Annotated in this window: 20 protein-coding genes; 9 read left to right on the top strand and 11 right to left on the bottom strand. The window is 68.6% G+C overall.

The features are described from left to right. The first annotated feature begins 71 nt into the window (after window positions 1–71). Window positions 72–626, top strand: coding sequence for a hypothetical protein (locus ACFLIM_RS07110; RefSeq protein WP_393163177.1), 555 nt, complete (start codon window positions 72–74; stop codon window positions 624–626). A 39-nt stretch (window positions 627–665) separates the two neighbouring features. Beyond that, complete coding sequence (locus ACFLIM_RS07105) at window positions 666–932, top strand: hypothetical protein (protein WP_393163175.1); 267 nt, start codon at window positions 666–668, stop codon at window positions 930–932. Here ACFLIM_RS07105 and ACFLIM_RS07100 read toward each other — a convergent pair. Continuing rightward, entirely contained in the window at window positions 864–1241 is a 378-nt protein-coding gene (locus ACFLIM_RS07100) for an STAS domain-containing protein (RefSeq protein WP_393163173.1), read from the bottom strand. The genes ACFLIM_RS07105 and ACFLIM_RS07100 overlap by 69 nt on opposite strands. Before the next feature lie 183 nt (window positions 1242–1424). Further along, complete coding sequence (locus ACFLIM_RS07095; RefSeq protein ID WP_393163171.1) at window positions 1425–1649, bottom strand: hypothetical protein; 225 nt, start codon at window positions 1647–1649, stop codon at window positions 1425–1427. Window positions 1650–2053: 404 nt separating this feature from the next. Here ACFLIM_RS07095 and ACFLIM_RS07090 point away from each other — a divergent pair, with 404 nt between their 5' ends. The 3 genes from ACFLIM_RS07090 to ACFLIM_RS07080 are packed head-to-tail and all read left to right on the top strand — an operon-like array spanning window position 2054 to window position 4868. Next, window positions 2054–3160 (top strand): hypothetical protein, encoded by a 1107-nt coding sequence (locus tag ACFLIM_RS07090; RefSeq protein WP_393163169.1) that lies wholly within the window; start codon window positions 2054–2056, stop codon window positions 3158–3160. Continuing rightward, window positions 3150–4313: a hypothetical protein gene (locus ACFLIM_RS07085; RefSeq protein ID WP_393163167.1), complete on the top strand. Its 1164-nt coding sequence runs from the start codon at window positions 3150–3152 to the stop codon at window positions 4311–4313. The genes ACFLIM_RS07090 and ACFLIM_RS07085 overlap by 11 nt, the downstream gene beginning before the upstream one ends. A gap of 33 nt (window positions 4314–4346) precedes the next feature. After that, the gene (locus ACFLIM_RS07080) at window positions 4347–4868 is read left to right on the top strand and encodes a GNAT family N-acetyltransferase (RefSeq protein WP_393163165.1); all 522 of its coding nucleotides are present in this window, start codon (window positions 4347–4349) and stop codon (window positions 4866–4868) included. On the opposite strand, the gene ACFLIM_RS07075 is transcribed toward ACFLIM_RS07080, so the two are convergent. The 7 genes from ACFLIM_RS07075 to ACFLIM_RS07045 form a co-directional block, all read right to left on the bottom strand. Further along, window positions 4865–6616, bottom strand: coding sequence for a DEAD/DEAH box helicase (locus ACFLIM_RS07075; RefSeq protein WP_393163163.1), 1752 nt, complete (start codon window positions 6614–6616; stop codon window positions 4865–4867). The genes ACFLIM_RS07080 and ACFLIM_RS07075 overlap by 4 nt on opposite strands. A 124-nt stretch (window positions 6617–6740) precedes the next feature. Next, window positions 6741–7655, bottom strand: a complete 915-nt coding sequence (locus ACFLIM_RS07070; RefSeq protein ID WP_393163161.1) for a hypothetical protein — start codon at window positions 7653–7655, stop codon at window positions 6741–6743. Window positions 7656–7739: 84 nt separating this feature from the next. Beyond that, the gene (locus ACFLIM_RS07065) at window positions 7740–7904 is read right to left on the bottom strand and encodes a hypothetical protein (protein WP_393163159.1); all 165 of its coding nucleotides are present in this window, start codon (window positions 7902–7904) and stop codon (window positions 7740–7742) included. Next, complete coding sequence (locus ACFLIM_RS07060; RefSeq protein ID WP_393163157.1) at window positions 7901–9124, bottom strand: MFS transporter; 1224 nt, start codon at window positions 9122–9124, stop codon at window positions 7901–7903. Before ACFLIM_RS07060 ends, ACFLIM_RS07065 begins: the two co-directional genes overlap by 4 nt. Further along, window positions 9121–10026, bottom strand: coding sequence for a zinc metalloprotease (locus ACFLIM_RS07055; protein WP_393163155.1), 906 nt, complete (start codon window positions 10024–10026; stop codon window positions 9121–9123). Before ACFLIM_RS07055 ends, ACFLIM_RS07060 begins: the two co-directional genes overlap by 4 nt. A gap of 77 nt (window positions 10027–10103) precedes the next feature. Then, window positions 10104–10367 carry a DUF3039 domain-containing protein gene (locus ACFLIM_RS07050; protein ID WP_393163153.1) on the bottom strand — a complete coding sequence of 88 codons (264 nt, stop codon included), beginning with the start codon at window positions 10365–10367 and terminating at the stop codon, window positions 10104–10106. Between the two features lie 97 nt (window positions 10368–10464). Next, window positions 10465–12060: a DHA2 family efflux MFS transporter permease subunit gene (locus tag ACFLIM_RS07045; RefSeq protein WP_393163151.1), complete on the bottom strand. Its 1596-nt coding sequence runs from the start codon at window positions 12058–12060 to the stop codon at window positions 10465–10467. Window positions 12061–12211: 151 nt separating this feature from the next. Here ACFLIM_RS07045 and ACFLIM_RS07040 point away from each other — a divergent pair, with 151 nt between their 5' ends. After that, window positions 12212–12829, top strand: coding sequence for a TetR/AcrR family transcriptional regulator (locus ACFLIM_RS07040; protein ID WP_393163149.1), 618 nt, complete (start codon window positions 12212–12214; stop codon window positions 12827–12829). 3 nt (window positions 12830–12832) lie between these two features. On the opposite strand, the gene ACFLIM_RS07035 is transcribed toward ACFLIM_RS07040, so the two are convergent. Then, window positions 12833–13411 (bottom strand): YqgE/AlgH family protein, encoded by a 579-nt coding sequence (locus tag ACFLIM_RS07035; RefSeq protein WP_393163147.1) that lies wholly within the window; start codon window positions 13409–13411, stop codon window positions 12833–12835. A gap of 112 nt (window positions 13412–13523) precedes the next feature. On the opposite strand from ACFLIM_RS07035, the gene ACFLIM_RS07030 reads away from it, so the two are divergent. Continuing rightward, entirely contained in the window at window positions 13524–14036 is a 513-nt protein-coding gene (locus ACFLIM_RS07030) for a hypothetical protein (protein ID WP_393163145.1), read from the top strand. On the opposite strand, the gene ACFLIM_RS07025 is transcribed toward ACFLIM_RS07030, so the two are convergent. After that, on the bottom strand, window positions 14025–14651 hold the full coding sequence (locus tag ACFLIM_RS07025) for a TetR/AcrR family transcriptional regulator (protein ID WP_393163143.1): 627 nt from the start codon (window positions 14649–14651) through the stop codon (window positions 14025–14027). The two genes, ACFLIM_RS07030 and ACFLIM_RS07025, sit on opposite strands and share 12 nt — an antisense overlap. Window positions 14652–14813: 162 nt before the next feature. Here ACFLIM_RS07025 and ACFLIM_RS07020 point away from each other — a divergent pair, with 162 nt between their 5' ends. Together ACFLIM_RS07020 and glpK are read left to right on the top strand one after the other, a co-directional pair. Continuing rightward, on the top strand, window positions 14814–15566 hold the full coding sequence (locus ACFLIM_RS07020; protein WP_393163141.1) for an IclR family transcriptional regulator: 753 nt from the start codon (window positions 14814–14816) through the stop codon (window positions 15564–15566). Between the two features lie 54 nt (window positions 15567–15620). Then, window positions 15621–17084, top strand: coding sequence for a glycerol kinase GlpK (gene glpK / locus ACFLIM_RS07015; RefSeq protein WP_393163139.1), 1464 nt, complete (start codon window positions 15621–15623; stop codon window positions 17082–17084). Window positions 17085–17095: the final 11 nt, after the last annotated feature.

The raw sequence follows: 17095 nt of genomic DNA, 5'->3' as shown, positions 1-17095 counted from the left end.
AGGGCGAACCCTCTCCGAATCTGTACTAATACGGAGAGTAACAAGACTCCATCCTCGTGGGAGGTTTCTTCATGCTGGCCCTCTCCCTAGGTGTGGCCTGGCTCGTTCTCGCCCCCCTCTGCCTGTGGTTACTCGCCAAGGGCAGCAACGGCGAGCGAGTGGGCGCGATCGTGACACTGGCGCTGCTGGAGGGCGGCACGATCGCGATGGACGCCGTCCTCCCCCACCCCGCCCCCACTCCGCCGCTGGTGGTGGCGCACGCGCTGCCGCCCACCCGGCCCTCCTGTACCGAGCGCATCCCGGCCCCAGAGTCAGCGCAGGTCGGCGAGGGACTTGTGCTGACCTGGGCGGCCGCGCCGCGCGAGTGCCGGACGGCGCACGTCGTCGTCCGCAGCGAGGGCAGGAAGCTGCTGGTCTGGTTGCACGAGAGCCCGGGGATCGGGGAGCGTAAGACCGTGATGACGCTGCGTCACAGAAGCGTGCTCACACTCCCCGTACGGGTCGAAGGCGGCATCGCCACGCTAACCATCCCGCGACACGAAAAGTCCGGTTATATCCCGATTAATGGACGGACTGGGCGACGGATACCGAAACCTGCCACTTCGGTAAGTAATGCAGTCATGTGACCGACGGCCGCGCGGGCCGGCGCGCTAGGGTCCCCGGTCGTGACCGAACCGGACTTCCTGCGCACCACCCGCGCGTCCTACGACGCCATGGCCTCCGACTACGCCGAGTTCTTCCACGACGAGCTGGCGGGCAAGCCGCTGGACCGGGCGATGTTCGCCGCGTTCGCCGAGCTCGTACGGTCCTCCGGCCCCGTCGCGGACGTCGGGTCGGGCCCGGGACGCGCCGCTCAGCGTCGCTCAGGACTTGGCGACGGCCAGCCGCAGTGCGTCGTCGAACCTGGCGAACACCTCGAACGCGTGCCGTAACCCGGTGATCGACAACACCCGCGCCATGACCCCCTGAACCCCGCCGAGCAGCAGCCGGGTGCCTCTGGCCTCGCATCGCTGCAGGAGGCTGACGAGCTCGTTCATCCCCATCGAGTCGCAGAACGAGACCTCGCCGAGGTCCAGGATCAGGAACGGTTTGGGGGGCAGGTCCCAGATGCGCTGCAGGTGCTCCCTCAACACCGGCAGCGCGTTGACGTCCAGCTCGCCTTCAAGTCTGATGATGATGGCGTTTCGAGAGAGGCCGGACGTGACGACGAGCGTCGACCTTCCGGTGGCCTCAGACGACATGGGCAAAGTCCTTCTGCATATCCCGAGAACAGCCAAGTGTGGTTGTTGCCGCTTACGTCGAGCTTCTAACAGAAGGACACTGCTCTGTGGCCAAATGCGCAGAGTCACGCGTAGTAACCGCCGCGGAGTCCGGGGCCTGCACGCGCGCAGCGCTGGGGGCGGCGCGCCGCGCGCGATCGCACTTCAAACCGCTCTGAAGGTGATCAGGTAGGCGATGGCCAGGATGGCGAGGACCACGAGCAAGGCGCTCGTGCCGGTGATCACCATGATGACGTGCGTCCGCCGGATCATCCCGCGGATCCCCGCCAGTGCCAGCATGATCATGGTTGCCAGGATGAAGAGGGTCAGGTTCTTGGTGTCGGCTGAGCCGGGCATTGCCACCGCGAGGTGGAGGGCTAGTGTTGTCATGAAGGTTTTCCCTGGTGCGGATACGCGCTCTGACAGAAACCTCTCTTTGCGGGCACCTCTACTGCTGATTGGCGTCGTCAGGGAGGTGTCCGCGGTCTTTCCGCGTGGGATGCCGCTCCTGGCCGGTAGGGATCATCGGGCTCTCGACATGAAACCACCCCCACGATCCGTTCAGTGAACTTCAGTCGATTAACTGAACCTTCTCCATTTACTTGTTTACCCCAACTGAATACAGCCATTCCAGCCGCGGGAGCCGCAAACGGCTGGCTAGACTGGTGTCTCTTGTGCACATGCTTCGTACACCAGTAGTTGTGTTATGTCCTAGCTGCGGATTCTCCATCGACTTCGCCGCCAGGGTGATGTTCACTAGAGATTCCTGAAGTTCACACGAATGAGGCTGAGGCATGAGCGTCGACGGTGACGCGCGGACCGCGCTGGCGCAGCAGCTGCGCCAGCTCCGCGACAGCCATTGGCCTGATCTGCGGGTCACCCAGGCGCAGCTGAGCGCTGCGTTCCGGGTCAGCGTTCCGCTGATCTCATCGTGGGAGTCGACTCACACGATCAAGATCCCGCCCCTACAGCGGCTGGAGAAATACGCCGCGTTCTTCGCCACCAGGCGTTCGCTCTCCAACGGGACGGCCCGCGTGCTCCCGCTCTCGGAGATGACCCCGGAGGAGGCCGCCGAGCACCAGAGGCTGCTCGACGAGCTGACCCGGCTGCGCAAGGCGGCGTTGAGGTTCCAGGCCGCGGGCGAGACCGCCGAGGCGGCGCCGGCACAGGACGCCTTCCGGGAAGGGCCCCTGCACTTCGCCGACAGGGAACCGATCACGATCATCTGCTCGCAGGTGCCCGAGAACGACCGGCTCAAGATCCCGTACTCGTCGCCGGAGACGCCCGACTACATCGAGCTCTACAAATACTCGGATCTGGATTCGCTGTTCGAGCTGCACGGCCACCTCCGCGCCGCGAACCCGCGCAGCCTGGTCACCCTCCGGGCCCCCGAGGACTTACGCTCCGACGACCTCACGACTCACCTGGTGCTGCTGGGCGGGGTGGACTACAACCAGGTCACCGCGTCCATGCTCGCGCGAATCGAACTCCCGGTACGCCAGGTGGCCGACTGGGTCAGCGAGAAAGGACCGTATTTCGAGGTCAATGAGGGTGACGACACGCGCAGGCACTACCCGGTCACCGGCGGGTCAGGCGATAATCTGCGACTGCTGGAGGACGTCGCGTTCTTCTACCGTGGGGTCAATCCCGACAACGTCGAACGCACCTTGACCATTTGCAATGGCATGTACGCCAGAGGCGTGTACGGTGCGGTCCGTGCGCTGACCGACGAACGGTTCCGCAGCAGGAACGCCGCGTACCTGCGCAGGCGTTTCGGCACCGCCGAGTCGTACAGCATTCTCACGCGGGTCAGGATCGAGGGCCCGGTCGTCGTCACGCCGGACTGGACGCTCGACTCCGTCCGGCTGCACGAATGGTCGGAGCCCACTCATGGAGACTGAAATAGAACAGGTCAGAACGGAGCACCACCACGGCTCCCACCGGCATCTGGTCGACATATTCGATGCCGAATCCGCACCCTCCTGGCCGGGGACGGTGGATGCCATCGTCGTACCCACGATCCGGCATCCCAGCTGGCTGAGGCATGCCGTCCGGCTGGCGTCCGCGCTGGGCTGCCCGCTGGTCTCGTTGCACAGCAAGTGGAGCAGCGCCCAGCTGGCCGCGGCGCTGATGCCGTCCGATGTGCGCTTCATCGCGATCGACATCGACGTGGACCGGCTCAACCTGCCGGATTTCCGGACGACGGCGATGCTGAACGGCACCTCTTTCTTCCGCACGACCGACCTCAGCGCGAAACGCAACACGGGCCTGCTCCTCGCCCGCCTGATGGGCTGGCGGCACATCGTCTTCCTGGACGACGACATCGAGGTCGGGGGGCACGAGGAGGTGGCGCGGGCGGCGGCGCTGCTCGAAACGTACGACGTGGTGGGCATGCACATCGGCGGTTTCCCGGACAACTCCGTCGTGTGTCACGCGCACCGGCTGACCGGAGGGCACCAGGACTCGTTCGTCGGCGGCGGCGCCGTGGCCGTCGAGACGACCCGCAGCCGCTCGTTCTTCCCGAACATCTACAACGAGGACTGGTTCTACCTGCTGGGCGAGAAGTCGCTGCACAGGCTGGCGATCACCGGAATGGTGAAGCAGCGCCCCTACGACCCGTTCGACCGCCTCATCCGGGCGCGGGACCAGGAGCTCGGCGACGTGCTCGCGGAAGGCATCTACTGGCTGCTGGACAAGGAGGAGGGCACGGGCTGGAAGGGCGCGACCGACCTCGCACACTGGACCGGCTTCCTGGCCAAACGCAAGGACTTCATCGAGGACGTGCTGAGCCGGGTGAAGCAACTCCCGCCCGGCCCGCAGATCGAGCGGCACGCCATGGAGAGCTCCCTGCGCGCCGCGCGCGACCGCCTTCGCCGCATCAGCCCGGAGTTCTGCGTCTCCTATCTCAAAACCTGGATGAAAGACCGGCACCGATGGGCGAAACACCTCGCCCGGATGCCAGTGCTCGGCACCACTTCGGACGCCATGAAATGGCTGGTCAAGGATGGCGCGAAGCCGTTGAGTTGGCGGAGCTCCATGGATGCCCCCCGTTGATTCACCGGAGCGTCATCAGGGAATCTGTCGTCCGTGGGGGCACCTGATATTCGCCAAGCCGTCCATACAGACCTCCCTTCCATTGTCCGCTCGCTCGGCCAGGAGCTCTATTTCACCGACCGTCTGACCAGGCAGGACACCGGGCACGGATATCTCCTCGTCGCCTGGGAGCGGGATGTGGCGGTGGGCGACGTCTACGTCTGGCTGGCCCCCGCGGAAGAGCCCGAACTGCGCGCCCATTTACCCGGCGTCGCGTTGCTCACCCATCTGGAGGTCCTTCCCTGGCGCCGTAACCAGGGAATCGGGACCGAGCTCCTGTGGGCGGCCGAGGACCGCCTTTCCGCCGTCGGCCACGAGCAGGTCGCTCTCGGCGTGGGCCTGGACAATCTCGCCGCGCAGCGGTTGTACCGGCGGCGGGGGTACGCCGAGTGGCCGCATGGCGAGGTGGACACGACGGAGGTCGTGTATCACCCGGACGGCGGGCAGGAGCTGCGTCCGGAGGTCTGCCGCATCATGGTCAGGCGACTCGGCCGGCACCACTCAGGGCTCGGCTAGCGGCGCTGGGTGGCCCAGCGGCGGATGGTGTCGATGCGCTCCCGGATCTGCTCGGCCGTGGCCTGGGCGATCGGCGGGCCGCCGCACGCGCGGCGCAGCTCCGAGTGGATGACCCCGTGCGGCTGGCCCGTGCGGTGGTTCCACGCGCCCACCAGGCCGTTGAGCTCGCGTCTCAGCTCCGCGATCTGCTCGTGCGGCGCCAGGGCCGCGCGCGGCTCCTGCACGGTCTCCTTGCGCTTGGCCGCCTGCTGGTCCGACTGCCGCTTGCGCAGCAGCGTCGCCACCTGGTCGGGCTCCAGCAGGCCGGGCAGGCCGATGAAGTCCTCCTCCTCGGCCGAGCCGACCTCCGCCCCCGTGCCGAACTCGCCGCCGTCGAACAACACCCGGTCGAACGTGGCCGACGTCTCCATCGTCTCGAACGGGAGCTCATCGCCCAGGACGTCGGGATTGTCCTTCTGGCGGTTGGCCTGCTCCAGGAGGCTGTCGTCGAGGCCGTCCTCCGGCGGCTTCTTGTTGAGCACGTGGTCGCGCTCCACCTCCATCTCATTGGCCAGCCCCATGAGCGTGGGCACCGAGGGGAGGAAGACCGAGGCCATCTCGCCGCGCTTGCGGGCGCGCACGAAACGGCCCACCGCCTGGGCGAAGAAGAGCGGGGTGGAGGTCGAGGTGGCGTAGACGCCGACGCACAGGCGGGGGATGTCGACGCCTTCGGAGACCATGCGCACGGCCACGAGCCAGCGGTCCTCCGAGGCCCCGAACTGCTTGATCTTCTTGGAGGCGCCGGGATCGTCGGAGAGCACCACGGTGGCGCCTTCGCCGGTGATGTTGCGCAGGTGGCGGGCATAGGCGCGGGCGGTCTCGTGGTCGGTGGCGATGACCAGGCCGCCCGCGTCGGGGACGCCCCGGCGTACCTCTGTCAGGCGCCGGTCGGCGGCCTGCATGACCTGGCGGATCCAGTCGCCCTTGGGGTCGAGCGCGGCCCGCCACGCCTGCGAGAGCTGGTCTTTGGTCAGCGGCGTGCCGAGGGTGGCGGCGATCTCGTCGCCGGCGCGGGTGCGCCACTTCATCTCGCCGGAGTAGGCCAGGAAGATCACCGGACGTACGACGCCGTCGTCGAGGGCCGGGCCGTAGCCGTAGGAGTAGTCGGCGACGCTGCGCTTGAGACCCTCGCCGTCCTCTTCGTAGCCGACGAACGGGATCGGGTTGTCGTCGGACCTGAACGGTGTGCCGGTGAGCTGGAGCCTGCGCGTGGCGGGCTCGAACGCCTCCTGCACGCCGTCGCCCCACGACTTGGCGTCGCCCGCGTGGTGGATCTCGTCGAAGATGACCAGCGTCTTGCGGTTTTCGGTGCGCGCCCTGTGCAGGGCCGGGTGCATGGCGACCTGCGCGTAGGTCACCGCGACCCCGATGTAGTCGCGCGACGTCGCGCCCTGGCTGTTCTTGAACTCGGGGTCGATGCCGATGCCGACCCGCCCGGCGGCGTCGGCCCACTGGCGCTTGAGGTGCTCGGTGGGCGTTACCACGGTGACCGCCCTGATCACCCCGTTGGCGAGCAACTCGCTGGCGATGCGCAGGGCGTAGGTCGTCTTGCCCGCGCCCGGCGTCGCCACGGTGAGGAAGTCACGCGGCTCGCGCCTGAAGTAGAGGTCGAACGCCTCCTGCTGCCAGGCACGCAGCTTGGGCGCGGTGCCCCATGCGGCTCGGTCTGGATAGGAAGGCGAAAGGTGGGATGCGGCGAAGGTGCTCACCGCATCACCTCTGGGGTTCGTGTGCTTCGCTCTCTCACAGTGACCCAAGAGTAGACGGGCCCACCGACAAGACGTGCCGTGAGTCGTGGATTCTGGCCAAGGTCTTCCCCACGTGCTATGCGGCTTATCGGATGCTCGTCATGACGGCGTCGAGCGCCTGCCTGCGGCTGGTTTCCTCGGGTTGGAGCAGCCCGACCAGCAGTACGGCCTTGTCGTCGCGAGTGAGCAGCATCACTCGGAGGAAGGCGGGCCGGTTGACCACGTCCTGATATTCCGCCCGTAGTGCCCGGGTGTGACCTTCGGGGAGTTGCCGGTCTTCGACGATCGTCACGCGGTCCCCCTTGAGCAGGAGCCTGGAGTACAACTCCGCCGCCTCCGCCGTGGCCTTCTTGGCGTTCTCCACCGGCCCGGGAACCGGCCTGGCCATGACGAGCCCCCCGCCCCCGTCCCTGATGACCGACGTGAACCCCGTCACCGGCGCCACCGCCCCCTCGCGCCACCCCTGCGGCAACGTCACCGTCACCCCCGCCAGCGAGTCGCTCAGCTTCCCCGTCTCCGCCGGTGGCTCGGTGAGCCGTAACACCACCGCGGTCGCCCCCGCCACCAGCCCCGTCCCGGCTAACAACGCCACCAGCACGCCCGCCCACCGACGCCACGCCCGCCCACCGACGCGGCGGCGCAGCCCCGGATCCGCTGGGGAGCCGTAGAGCCGGGCGGAAGGGGGGAGCGACTCCCAGTCCGGGAGCGGGTCGTCGGGCGGGTCCAGCCCGCGGTCCGCCGTCCGTTGGATCCGCGGGTTCCAGGGCTCCTCCGGCTCCAGGTCCAGCGGGTGCGGCACGTCCCGCCGACCCAGGAACTCGGGGGGAGGCGCGGGCCAAGGCTCGGGGGGAGGCTCGGGCTCGCGTACCTGCTCGAAGGGGCTCGCGCGCTCCCGTCGCGGCTCCTCGTCACGGCCCCACGCGAGCTCCCCGTCCTCTGGAGGAGTACGGCGATGCCTGGGACCCGTCCGCGGCGGCCAGACACGGTGATCACCCTCCATGACACCTCCTCTGTCCCGCTGTCCTATCACTCCTCGCCACGGGGATCAGGCGAACCGTGATCGCTGTGACAGGAGGGGCGGAATTCAGCGGGTGCGCCCGGCCAGCACAGTGGCGCCCAGCGCGATGGCGGCCATGAGGAGGGAGATGACGACGAACCCGTTCGCGATCTCGGCGGAGGAGTGCCCGATCAGGTTGACCAGGGCGCCACCGACCCCGATCGCCAGCGCGGACCCCAGCATGTCCGTCACCGACAGCGCCGCCGAGTTCGCCCCTGCTCGTTCACCGGCGACTGCCGCAACGCCGTGACGCTGACGGTGGTCATGCCGAACCCCATCCCGAACCCGGCCACGATCCACGCGGGCACCGCGATCCACCCGGTCACCCCAGGGAGGACGGACAGCAGGCAGATCAGGATCGCGACCATGACGCACACCGCGCCCAGCCGGATCCTCCTGTGCGCCTCCCCGTCCCGCCGGCTCTGCAGGTACGACCCCGCGGACCACCCCAGCGCCCCGGTCGTCAGCGCGATCCCCGCGTACGTCGGATCGAAGGACTTCACCTCCTGCAACACCAGCGGGATGAAGGAGTTCACCCCGAAGAAGGAGGCCGAGAACAACCCCCGCATCAGCACGGTCGTGGGCAACCCGCGCAGGAACCGCAACGCCCCTGGAGGCAGCAGCCGGTAGAGCCCGTAGACCAGGAACGCCGCCCCGGCCACCACCGCGACCGCCCCGGGCACCGGACGCAGGTGCAGCCGGTCCACCCCGTACAGCAGCAGCCCGGCCCCTCCGGCCGTGGCGGTGGCGGCCAGCGTCATCGCCAGCGGCCGGGAGCGCGGCCCCTGTGAAGGCTCAGTACCGGACGACGTCCGCATCCGCAGCGCCGGAACGAGCATCACCAGCGCGGGCACCACCAGCGGGATGATCCCGTAGAACACGTACCGCCAGCCCCACTGGGTCGCCACGAACCCCGCCACGGCCGGCCCCACCATGGCGGGCACCACCCAGGCCGCGGAGACGGCCGCGAACGCCCGGGGCCGCGCCTCCATCGGATAGACCCGCGCGATCATCACGAGCAGCGCCACCACCGAGGACCCGGCCCCCAGCCCCTGCACGGCCCGCGCCGCCAGGAACAACATCGCCGAGTGCGCCGCCCCCGCCAGCGCCATCCCGGTCACGAACAGCACCACCCCGGCCAGGAACGGCAGCGGATACCCGCGCCGGTCCGACCAGAGCCCGGACACCACGTTCGCGAACAGGCTGGCGATGAGGAACGCGGAGAAGCTGATCCCGTAGAGGTCAAGCGCGTCCAGTTCGTCGGCGATGGCCGGCATGACGACACTGACCGACATGCCCTCGAAGGCGATCAAAGTGACCACGAGCAGGATGCCGAACGTGGCCGTACGGTATTCGGGGCCGAGGATTCGGGAGCGTTCGTGGGGAGTGTCGAGTGCCTTCGGTGCTGTCACCCAGACATCGTAATTTGTGCTGGCAACTGGGTTTCAGGGGTGTTTCGGTACGCCGCCCACATCTCGTGCATACGATCCGCCTGCCCCTCCGTGAACTCCGACATGCACCGATCGTGGGCGTAGTCCATGAAGTTGTGCGCGGGGTCCTGGCCCGCGTGCGTGCAGGTGTCCTTGCCCGCCGCGCACGCCACGGTGGCCTTGGCCTCCGCCGGGGTGTCGTCGATGCCGTCGCCGGGCAACGCGCAACCGTTCTCGAACGTGTGGAAGAGCCCGAGCCAGTGCCCGATCTCGTGTACGCCGGTGAAGCCCCGGTTGTAGTTGGTCATCGCGCCCCCGGGCAGGCTGCGCCAGTCGATCACGACGCCGTCGAGGCCGGGCGATTCGGCGTACCAGTAGGGGTAGCTGGCGAAGCCCAGCATGAGCTCGCTGAGCTGGGCGATGTACAGGTTGAGCGTGCCGGCCCCGCCCTCGTGCAGGGCGCTTTTCATGGCCTTCTCGTGGCCGACGGGGTCGGCGAACCAGGCGGCGTCGTCCTTGACCGCGATGCCATCGAGCCTGAACCGCACGCCGGTGTCCACGCCGCCGAAGACGCCGCCGTACGCGGAGTTGAGCGCGTCGATCTGGGCCCTGACCGTCTGGTCGGAGACCTGGCGCGCGCCTTTGGTGATGACGTGCACGCGGGTGGGCACGGTGATCTGCGTGGGCGGCGTGACCCCGGCCAGCCGCTCGCGGAGCTCGGCCATGACCTTGGCCACGTCTTCCGGCTTGGGCGAGCGCGGCCCCGGCTGCCGCGCGGCGGGTCTGGCGCAACCTGCCGCCAGGGCGGCGTCGAGCCGGAGCGGCGGCATGAGCCCGGCCGCGAGCAGGCATGCCAACGAGACGGCGGTCGCGCGCCGGGCCATGCAATCCCCCACTACGATTTGAGCTGGTCTGGCTACCGACCGTAGCTCCAGGCGGTGGGATTACCGCTCAGCAACACTCACTGCTTGTCGCCGTCGCCGTCGCCGCCACCCGGGGGAAGGCCCTCGTAGATCTCCTTGCACTCCGGGCAGACCGGGTATTTCTTGGGGTCGCGGCTGGGCACCCAGACCTTGCCGCACAGGGCGCGGATGGGCGTGCCCGACACCATGCTCTCGGTGATCTTGTGCTTGTCCGCGTAGTGGGCGAATCGCTCATGATCGCCGTCGCCGTGGGACGTCCGCGGAGTGGTCTCCTGCTCAGGGAGGATCTTCGTGGTGCTCACCTCACCGAGTTTATGCCCGCCGCAACACCGGCCCCACACGGCGGCCCAGACAGCGGTACGGCCCCCGGCCGGGTGGCGGGGGCCGTACGAGACGGAGTCAGCCCATGTGGACCGGCGCACCCTCGCTCTTCCTGCCGGACTTGACGAACAACGTCAGCACGGCGGTCAGCACCGCGATGGCGGTGCTGACGATGAAGGCCAGGTGCATGCCGTCCATGAAGGAGTTGTGCACGGCGTCACCGATCTGCTGCGACAGACCCTGGGGCGCCAGGCCGAACGCGGCCGCCTTCTCCAGCGCCGTCATCTGCTCGGCGGGGATGCCCTGGGCCGCGGGGCCGAGGTAGCCGGGCAGCTTGGTGGAGATCTCGGCGGCCATCACGGCGCCCAGGATCGCGGTGCCGAGCGCGCCGCCGACCTGCATGGCCGACTGCTGCAGGCCACCCGCGACCCCGCTCAACTCCATCGGCGCGTTGCCCACGATGATCTCCGTGGCGCCCACGAAGACCGGCGACAGGCCGAACGCCAGCAGCAGGAACGGGATGCCGCTCTCGATGAACGAGGCGTCGATGCTGAGCTGGGACATCAGGAACATCGACAGCGCCGTGATCAGCAGACCGGCCGACATCGTGATCTTGGCTCCGAGCCGGCCGATCGCCATGCCCGCCAGCGGCGAGGCGACGATCATGCCGGCGCTCATCGGCAACATGCGCAGGCCGGCCTCCAGCGGGGACAGGCCGTGCACGCCCTGGAAGAAGAAGCCCAGGAAGAACATCGCGCCGAACATCGCGAAGGCGACCATCATCATCAGCACGGTGCCGATGGAGATCGAGACGTTCCGGAACAACGAGAGCGGCACCAGCGGCTGGCGCGCCCTGCTCTGCCAGATGATGAAGCCTGCGATGAGCACCACGAACGCGGCCACGAAGGTCAGCGTCTTGCTGTCGCCCCAGCCCCACTCGGGGGCCTTGATGATCGTCCAGACGAGGGAGAACATCGCGCCGGACAGCAGCAGAACGCCGAGCCAGTCGATCCTGGCCAGCGTCCGCGTGCGGTTCTCCCTGATCAGGAAGATGCCCATGACGAGGGCGATGATGCCGACGGGCGCGTTGACGAAGAAGACCGACTCCCAGCTCACGTTCTCGACCAGCAGGCCGCCCACGATCGGGCCGGCGGCGCTGGACAGGCCGATGATCGCGCCCCAGGCCCCCATCGCCTGGTTGAGCCGCTCACCGGGGAACGCTCCACGCAGCAACGCCAGGGCGGCGGGCTGGAGCAAAGCGCCGAACAGGCCCTGCAGCACCCGCAGCCCGATCAGCGCGCCGACCGGCGAGAGGCCGGGAATGATGTCCGACAGCTGCGCGCTGAGGCCGATGCCCACCGAGGAGAGCGCGAAGCCGGCGACGCCGATCAGGAAGACGCGCTTGTGCCCGAACAGGTCGCCCAGCTTGCCCGCCGTGATCAGGAAGACCGCCAGGGCCAGCAGGTAGCCGCTGGTCACCCACTGCAGGTCGGACAGCGAGGCTTTCAAGTCGGCCTGGATGACCGGGTTGGCGATGCCCACGACCGTGCCGTCGAGCATCACCATGATCACGCCCAGGCTGACCGCCAGCAACACGAGCCAAGGATTGCCTCCGGTCCCCGTCTTCGCGGGGCCGGGCGATGACGGCGCGTCGACCGCCTTCGCGTGAACCATGAAGTCCCCCTAAAGTCACACATCAGCCCCACGCCGGGGCATAAAACTCGTAAGCCTCAGGTAATCTATGTCAGTCTATGACTTCTGACAAACGACTTTTATTCGTCGGGCTATGACTTATGGCACACTGTGACAGAAAGGTGTCGAGGGAGTGACCGCTGTGGGTCTACGGGAACGCAAGAAGGAGAAGACGCGCCTGGCGATCCTCGACGCCGCGCTCGACCTGTTCCTCGAACAAGGATACGAGTCGACCACGGTGGACCAGATCGCGGGGGCCGTCGAAATCTCCCCCCGCACCTTCTTCCGCTACTTCACCAGCAAGGATCACCTGGTGCTGTGGTTCCACGACCACGGCGAGGGGATCATGCTCGAGACCCTGGAGTCCCGCCCGCAGGACGAGCCGCCGTTCACTGCGCTCATGCACGCCCTACGCGCGGTGCTGAGCGACATGGAGGGTTCAACGCCGGAAGACTCGGAAAGGTTCCTCAAGCTGCGCCGTCTCCTGGACGAACATCCGCACCTCGTCGGCCAGTCGGTGGCCAGGGGCGCCGAGACCGAACGCCGCCTGGCCGAGCTGATCGCCGCCCGCAGGGGCGCCGACCCCGACGAGGACCAGCTCTCCCATCTGATCGTGGCGTTCGCCATGTCCACCATGCGCGTCGGCTTCGAGTGCCCGCGGCGCGTTGGCACCGTGCCGGAGATCACGGGCCGCATGGCGGAGACGATCGAGTTGGCCGAGCGCTCGCTCCGGCCGGGCTGGGATGTGTAGCGGCTAATTCATGGTGGGGTCGTCCGGGCAGGTCGCCACGAAGGCCAGCTCGCCGGGCTGCCGCCGCAACACGTGCCGCCAGAGCGAGCCGGGATCCCCGTGGAAGGTGTCGCCGACCTCGGAGTCGACGACGTACCAGGCGCCCTCGGCGATCTCGCTCGCCAGTTGCCCCGACGTCCAGCCCGCGTACCCCGCGAAGATGCGCATCTGCGCGATCTCCCCCTGCAGGATCTCGGGCGGCGCGTCCAGGTCCACCGTGCCCAGCCGCGAGACGGCCGGGGTGCCCGAGTGCAGCCTGCGCCAGCCGAGCGGCTCCTCGCCACTCGGGACCGCCGCCAGCGCCAGCGCGCTGTCCGTCTGTACGGGCCCGCCCTCGAACAACACGGAGGGCCCGGTCACCAACGGGTCCCACACCGGGAGCACCTGCGTCACCGAGATGTCGCTCGGCCTGTTGAGCACCACGCCGAGGGTGCCGCCGTCGAGGTCGTGTTCCAGGATCAGCACGACGCAACGCCGGAAGTTGGGGTCGTCGAGAAGCGGCGTCGCCACCAACAAACCGCCGACGTAGATCGCTTCCGCCATACATCCATCATGAAGGCTCATCGGGGGTCTGCGCTCCCCCGGCGAGTTGATGTTACTTTCTGTATGCACTTGGGCACCTTACGTAGCAAAGATCACACCTCGGGAGGAGCGCATGCGCATCGGAACCCGTCTCGTCCTGGCCGCCCTCCCGATGGGCGCCGCGCTGCTCTTCCCCGCCACGGCGTGGGCGTGGCCGTGGCCGCGGGCCGACTCCGGTGACCCGTTCACGATGACGGTCGACGACGTGGGCTGCGGCTCGGGCCAGGTGGCCGTCAGGCTGCACAACCAGACCCGCCAGGCCGTACGGTACGACCTCCAGGCCGACTCCACGAGCGTGGCCACCGGCTCGATCCCGGCCCGCAGGACGATCGTCAAGCAGGTCCCGGTGGGGCAGGGCAGCAGCGCCGAGATCGAGGCGTACCAGGTCACCGGCAACCAGCCGGACACGCTGATCGACTCCACCCACGTCAAGAACGACTGCCCCTGGGGCCACCGTAGCGGCCGGCTCCCGTTCACCGGCCCGCCCACCGACCTCGTCGGCAAGCTCGCCACCGCGGGCGGGCTGGTGGTGATGGGCGGGATCCTGTGGTGGTACGGCTCCGTGTGGCCCCGCTCAACCCCCTGAGCCGGGCACCACGAACGCCCCGGCCCTGGCGGCGGCCAGCGTACGCGTCACGGACCGCTCGGCGACCTCGCGCGTCACCGGTTCCCTCGTGACCACCAGCCGGTAGTAGAGCGGAGCCGAGATCGCGCGGATCACCTCCGCGCCGTCCGTCCCCTCGGGCAGCTCGCCCCGTTTGACGGCCAGGTCCACGACGTTGGCCCACTCCTCGATGCGGCGCAGGTAGAAGGAGCGCAGCGCGTGGGCGGCCTGCTCGTCACAGGTGGCGGCGGCGATCACCGCCTGGAACGTGGCCCCGAGCCGCCCGTCGCTTATCGCGCCCAGGACGGAGAGGGCGTTGGCCCGCAGGTCGCCCTCGATCGTGCCCGTGTCGGTGTGGGGTGAGGACTGGTTGGCCAGCTCCGTCATGAGGTCCACGACCAGCCCCGCCGTGCTCCCCCAGCGCCGGTAGACCGTGGTCTTGCCGACGCCCGCCCTGGCCGCGACCTGATCCATGGTCAGGCCGTGGAAGCCGTGCTCGACCAGCTCGTCCTGCGTGGTCTCCAGCACGGCCGCGCGCACTCGCGCGGTACGGCCCCCGGGCCGCACGGTTCCCGCCGAGCGGGAAGGTTGGTCCATCTAGTCTCCTTGTCACGATCCATTTTAACGGAACTTCTATTCCATTAAGATGCGGTCGCCCCCGTCTTGGGCTTCCCCCTCGTGGACGTGATTCGCCGGTGATCGGTTCCACGCCAGGATGCGTTCGGCAATATCGAACGAGACTACGTTAGGGTTCCGGTTGTGGGAGAGACGATTCAATCGGTCGAGCGGGCGGCCGCGATCCTGCGACTGCTCGCCTCCGGCCCCCGCCAGCTCGGGGTCGCCGAGCTGGCCAGGGCGCTAGGCCTGCCGAAGGGGACGTTGCACGGCATCCTGCGCACACTGGTCCACGTCGGGTTCGTCGAGCAGGACGAGACCACGGGGAAATACCGGCTCGGCGCCACCCTGCTCCACCTGGGCAGCAGCTACCTCGACGTCAACGAGCTGCGCACCCGCTCCATCAACTGGGCCGACGCCCTGGCCGGGCGCAGCAGGGAGAGCGCCTGGATCGGCACCCTGCACGAGGGCCACGTCCTGGTGATCCACCACGTGTTCAGGCCCGACGACAGCATGCAGACCCTCCAGGTCGGGACGTACCTGCCGCCGCACGCCAGCGCGCTGGGCAAGGTCTTACTCGCCCACGACCCGTACGGCGAAGCGCCTGCGCTCCCGCTGCAGCCGCACACCAAGCGCACGCTCGTGGAGCTCACCGAGCTGGAGGCGGAGCTCGACCTGGTCAGGACGCGCGGCTGGGCGGCCGAGATGGAGGAGCTGACGGAGGGCGAGGTGGCCATCGCCGCACCCATCAAGGACCCGCGCGGCCTCGTGGTGGGCGCCATCGGCATCCGCGGCGCCGTCGAGCGGCTCGCCACCGACGGCGCCCTGCACATGGAGTACGTCTCGTACGTGCGCGACGCGGCCCGCGCGATCACCCGCTCACTTGAACACCCCTAAGACCGCAGAATAATATTCGTTCGGCATTGCCGAACCTGACCGAAGCGAGGAACCGTGCCTCGACCCCACTACGTCGCAGCCATCGACCAGGGCACCACGTCCAGCAGGTGCATCGTCTTCGACCAGGCCGGCAACCTCATCTCCGTCGCCCAGCGCGAGCACCGCCAGATCTTCCCCAAGCCCGGCTGGGTGGAGCACGACGCGGACGAGATCTGGCGGGCCGTGCAGGCGGTCCTGGCCGAGGCCGTCAGCGGCGTCGAGGACGGCCGGATCGCCGCGCTCGGCATCACCAACCAGCGCGAGACCACCGTGTTGTGGGACCGGGAGACCGGCCGCCCCGTCTGCCCCGCGATCGTCTGGCAGGACACCCGCACGGCCCCGCTGACGCACGCGCTGGCCGAGCACGAGGGGCTGTTCAGGGAGAAGTCCGGGCTGCCGCTGGCGACCTACTTCTCCGGGCCGAAGATCCGCTGGCTGCTCGACGCCCACGGGCTGCGGGAGCGGGCCGAGCGCGGCGAGGTGCTGTTCGGCACGATGGACAGCTGGCTGCTGTGGAACCTCACAGGCCGCCACGTCACCGACGTGACCAACGCCAGCCGTACGATGCTGATGAACATCCACACGCTGGCCTGGGACGACGAGCTGCTCGCCGCACTGGGCGTGCCGCGCGCGATGTTGCCCGAGATCCGCCCGTCCGCCGAGGTCTACGGCCACACGTCCGACGGCGTCCCGGTCGCCTCGGCGCTCGGGGACCAGCAGGCGGCGCTGTTCGGGCAGACGTGCTTCGCGCCGGGCGAGACCAAGAGCACCTACGGCTCGGGCAGCTTCCTGCTGATGAACACCGGCCAGCAGCCGGTCGTCTCCAAGCACGGCCTGCTGACCACGGTCGGCTACCAGATCGGCGACGGACCGGCCACCTACGCGCTGGAGGGCGCGATCGCGGTGACCGGCTCGCTGGTGCAGTGGCTGCGCGACAACCTGGGCCTGATCTCCAGCGCGGCCGAGATCGAGACGCTGGCCAAGACGGTCGACGACAACGGCGGCTGCTACTTCGTACCGGCGTTCTCGGGGTTGTTCGCGCCGCACTGGCGGTCGGACGCGCGCGGGGTGATCGCGGGACTGACCGGGTTCGTCAACAAGGGGCACATCGCGCGGGCGGTGCTGGAGGCCACCGCGTGGCAGACGCGCGAGGTCGTGGACGCGATGAACGCCGACTCGGGGCTCGACCTGACCACCCTGCGCGCCGACGGCGGCATGACGGCCGACAACCTGCTCATGCAGACGCTGGCCGACGTGCTGGCGGTGCCGGTGATCCGCCCGATGGTGGCTGAGACGACCGCGCTGGGCGCCGCCTACGCGGCGGGCCTGGCGACCGGCTACTGGCCCGACATCGACAGCCTGCGCGCCAACTGGCACAAGGCCGCCGAATGGCGTCCCGCGATCGACGAGTCCGTACGCGAGCGGGAATACCGCAACTGGAAAAAGGCCGTGGCCCGCACGCTGGACTGGGTCGAGTAAGAGGAGTTGGG

The sequence above is a fragment of the Nonomuraea marmarensis genome (assembly GCF_043197025.1).
GTDB lineage: Bacteria > Actinomycetota > Actinomycetes > Streptosporangiales > Streptosporangiaceae > Nonomuraea > Nonomuraea marmarensis.
This window is presented reverse-complemented; position numbering and strand designations above follow the sequence as displayed.

Coding starts and splice junctions, on each gene's coding strand:
- ACFLIM_RS07110 (WP_393163177.1), top strand. CDS start 72: ATGCTGGCCCTCTCCCTAGGTGTGGCCTGGCTCGTTCTCGCCCCCCTC.
- ACFLIM_RS07100 (WP_393163173.1), bottom strand. CDS start 1,241: ATGTCGTCTGAGGCCACCGGAAGGTCGACGCTCGTCGTCACGTCCGGC.
- ACFLIM_RS07095 (WP_393163171.1), bottom strand. CDS start 1,649: ATGACAACACTAGCCCTCCACCTCGCGGTGGCAATGCCCGGCTCAGCC.
- ACFLIM_RS07090 (WP_393163169.1), top strand. CDS start 2,054: ATGAGCGTCGACGGTGACGCGCGGACCGCGCTGGCGCAGCAGCTGCGC.
- ACFLIM_RS07085 (WP_393163167.1), top strand. CDS start 3,150: ATGGAGACTGAAATAGAACAGGTCAGAACGGAGCACCACCACGGCTCC.
- ACFLIM_RS07070 (WP_393163161.1), bottom strand. CDS start 7,655: ATGGAGGGTGATCACCGTGTCTGGCCGCCGCGGACGGGTCCCAGGCAT.
- ACFLIM_RS07055 (WP_393163155.1), bottom strand. CDS start 10,026: ATGGCCCGGCGCGCGACCGCCGTCTCGTTGGCATGCCTGCTCGCGGCC.
- ACFLIM_RS07045 (WP_393163151.1), bottom strand. CDS start 12,060: ATGGTTCACGCGAAGGCGGTCGACGCGCCGTCATCGCCCGGCCCCGCG.
- ACFLIM_RS07035 (WP_393163147.1), bottom strand. CDS start 13,411: ATGGCGGAAGCGATCTACGTCGGCGGTTTGTTGGTGGCGACGCCGCTT.
- ACFLIM_RS07030 (WP_393163145.1), top strand. CDS start 13,524: ATGCGCATCGGAACCCGTCTCGTCCTGGCCGCCCTCCCGATGGGCGCC.
- ACFLIM_RS07025 (WP_393163143.1), bottom strand. CDS start 14,651: ATGGACCAACCTTCCCGCTCGGCGGGAACCGTGCGGCCCGGGGGCCGT.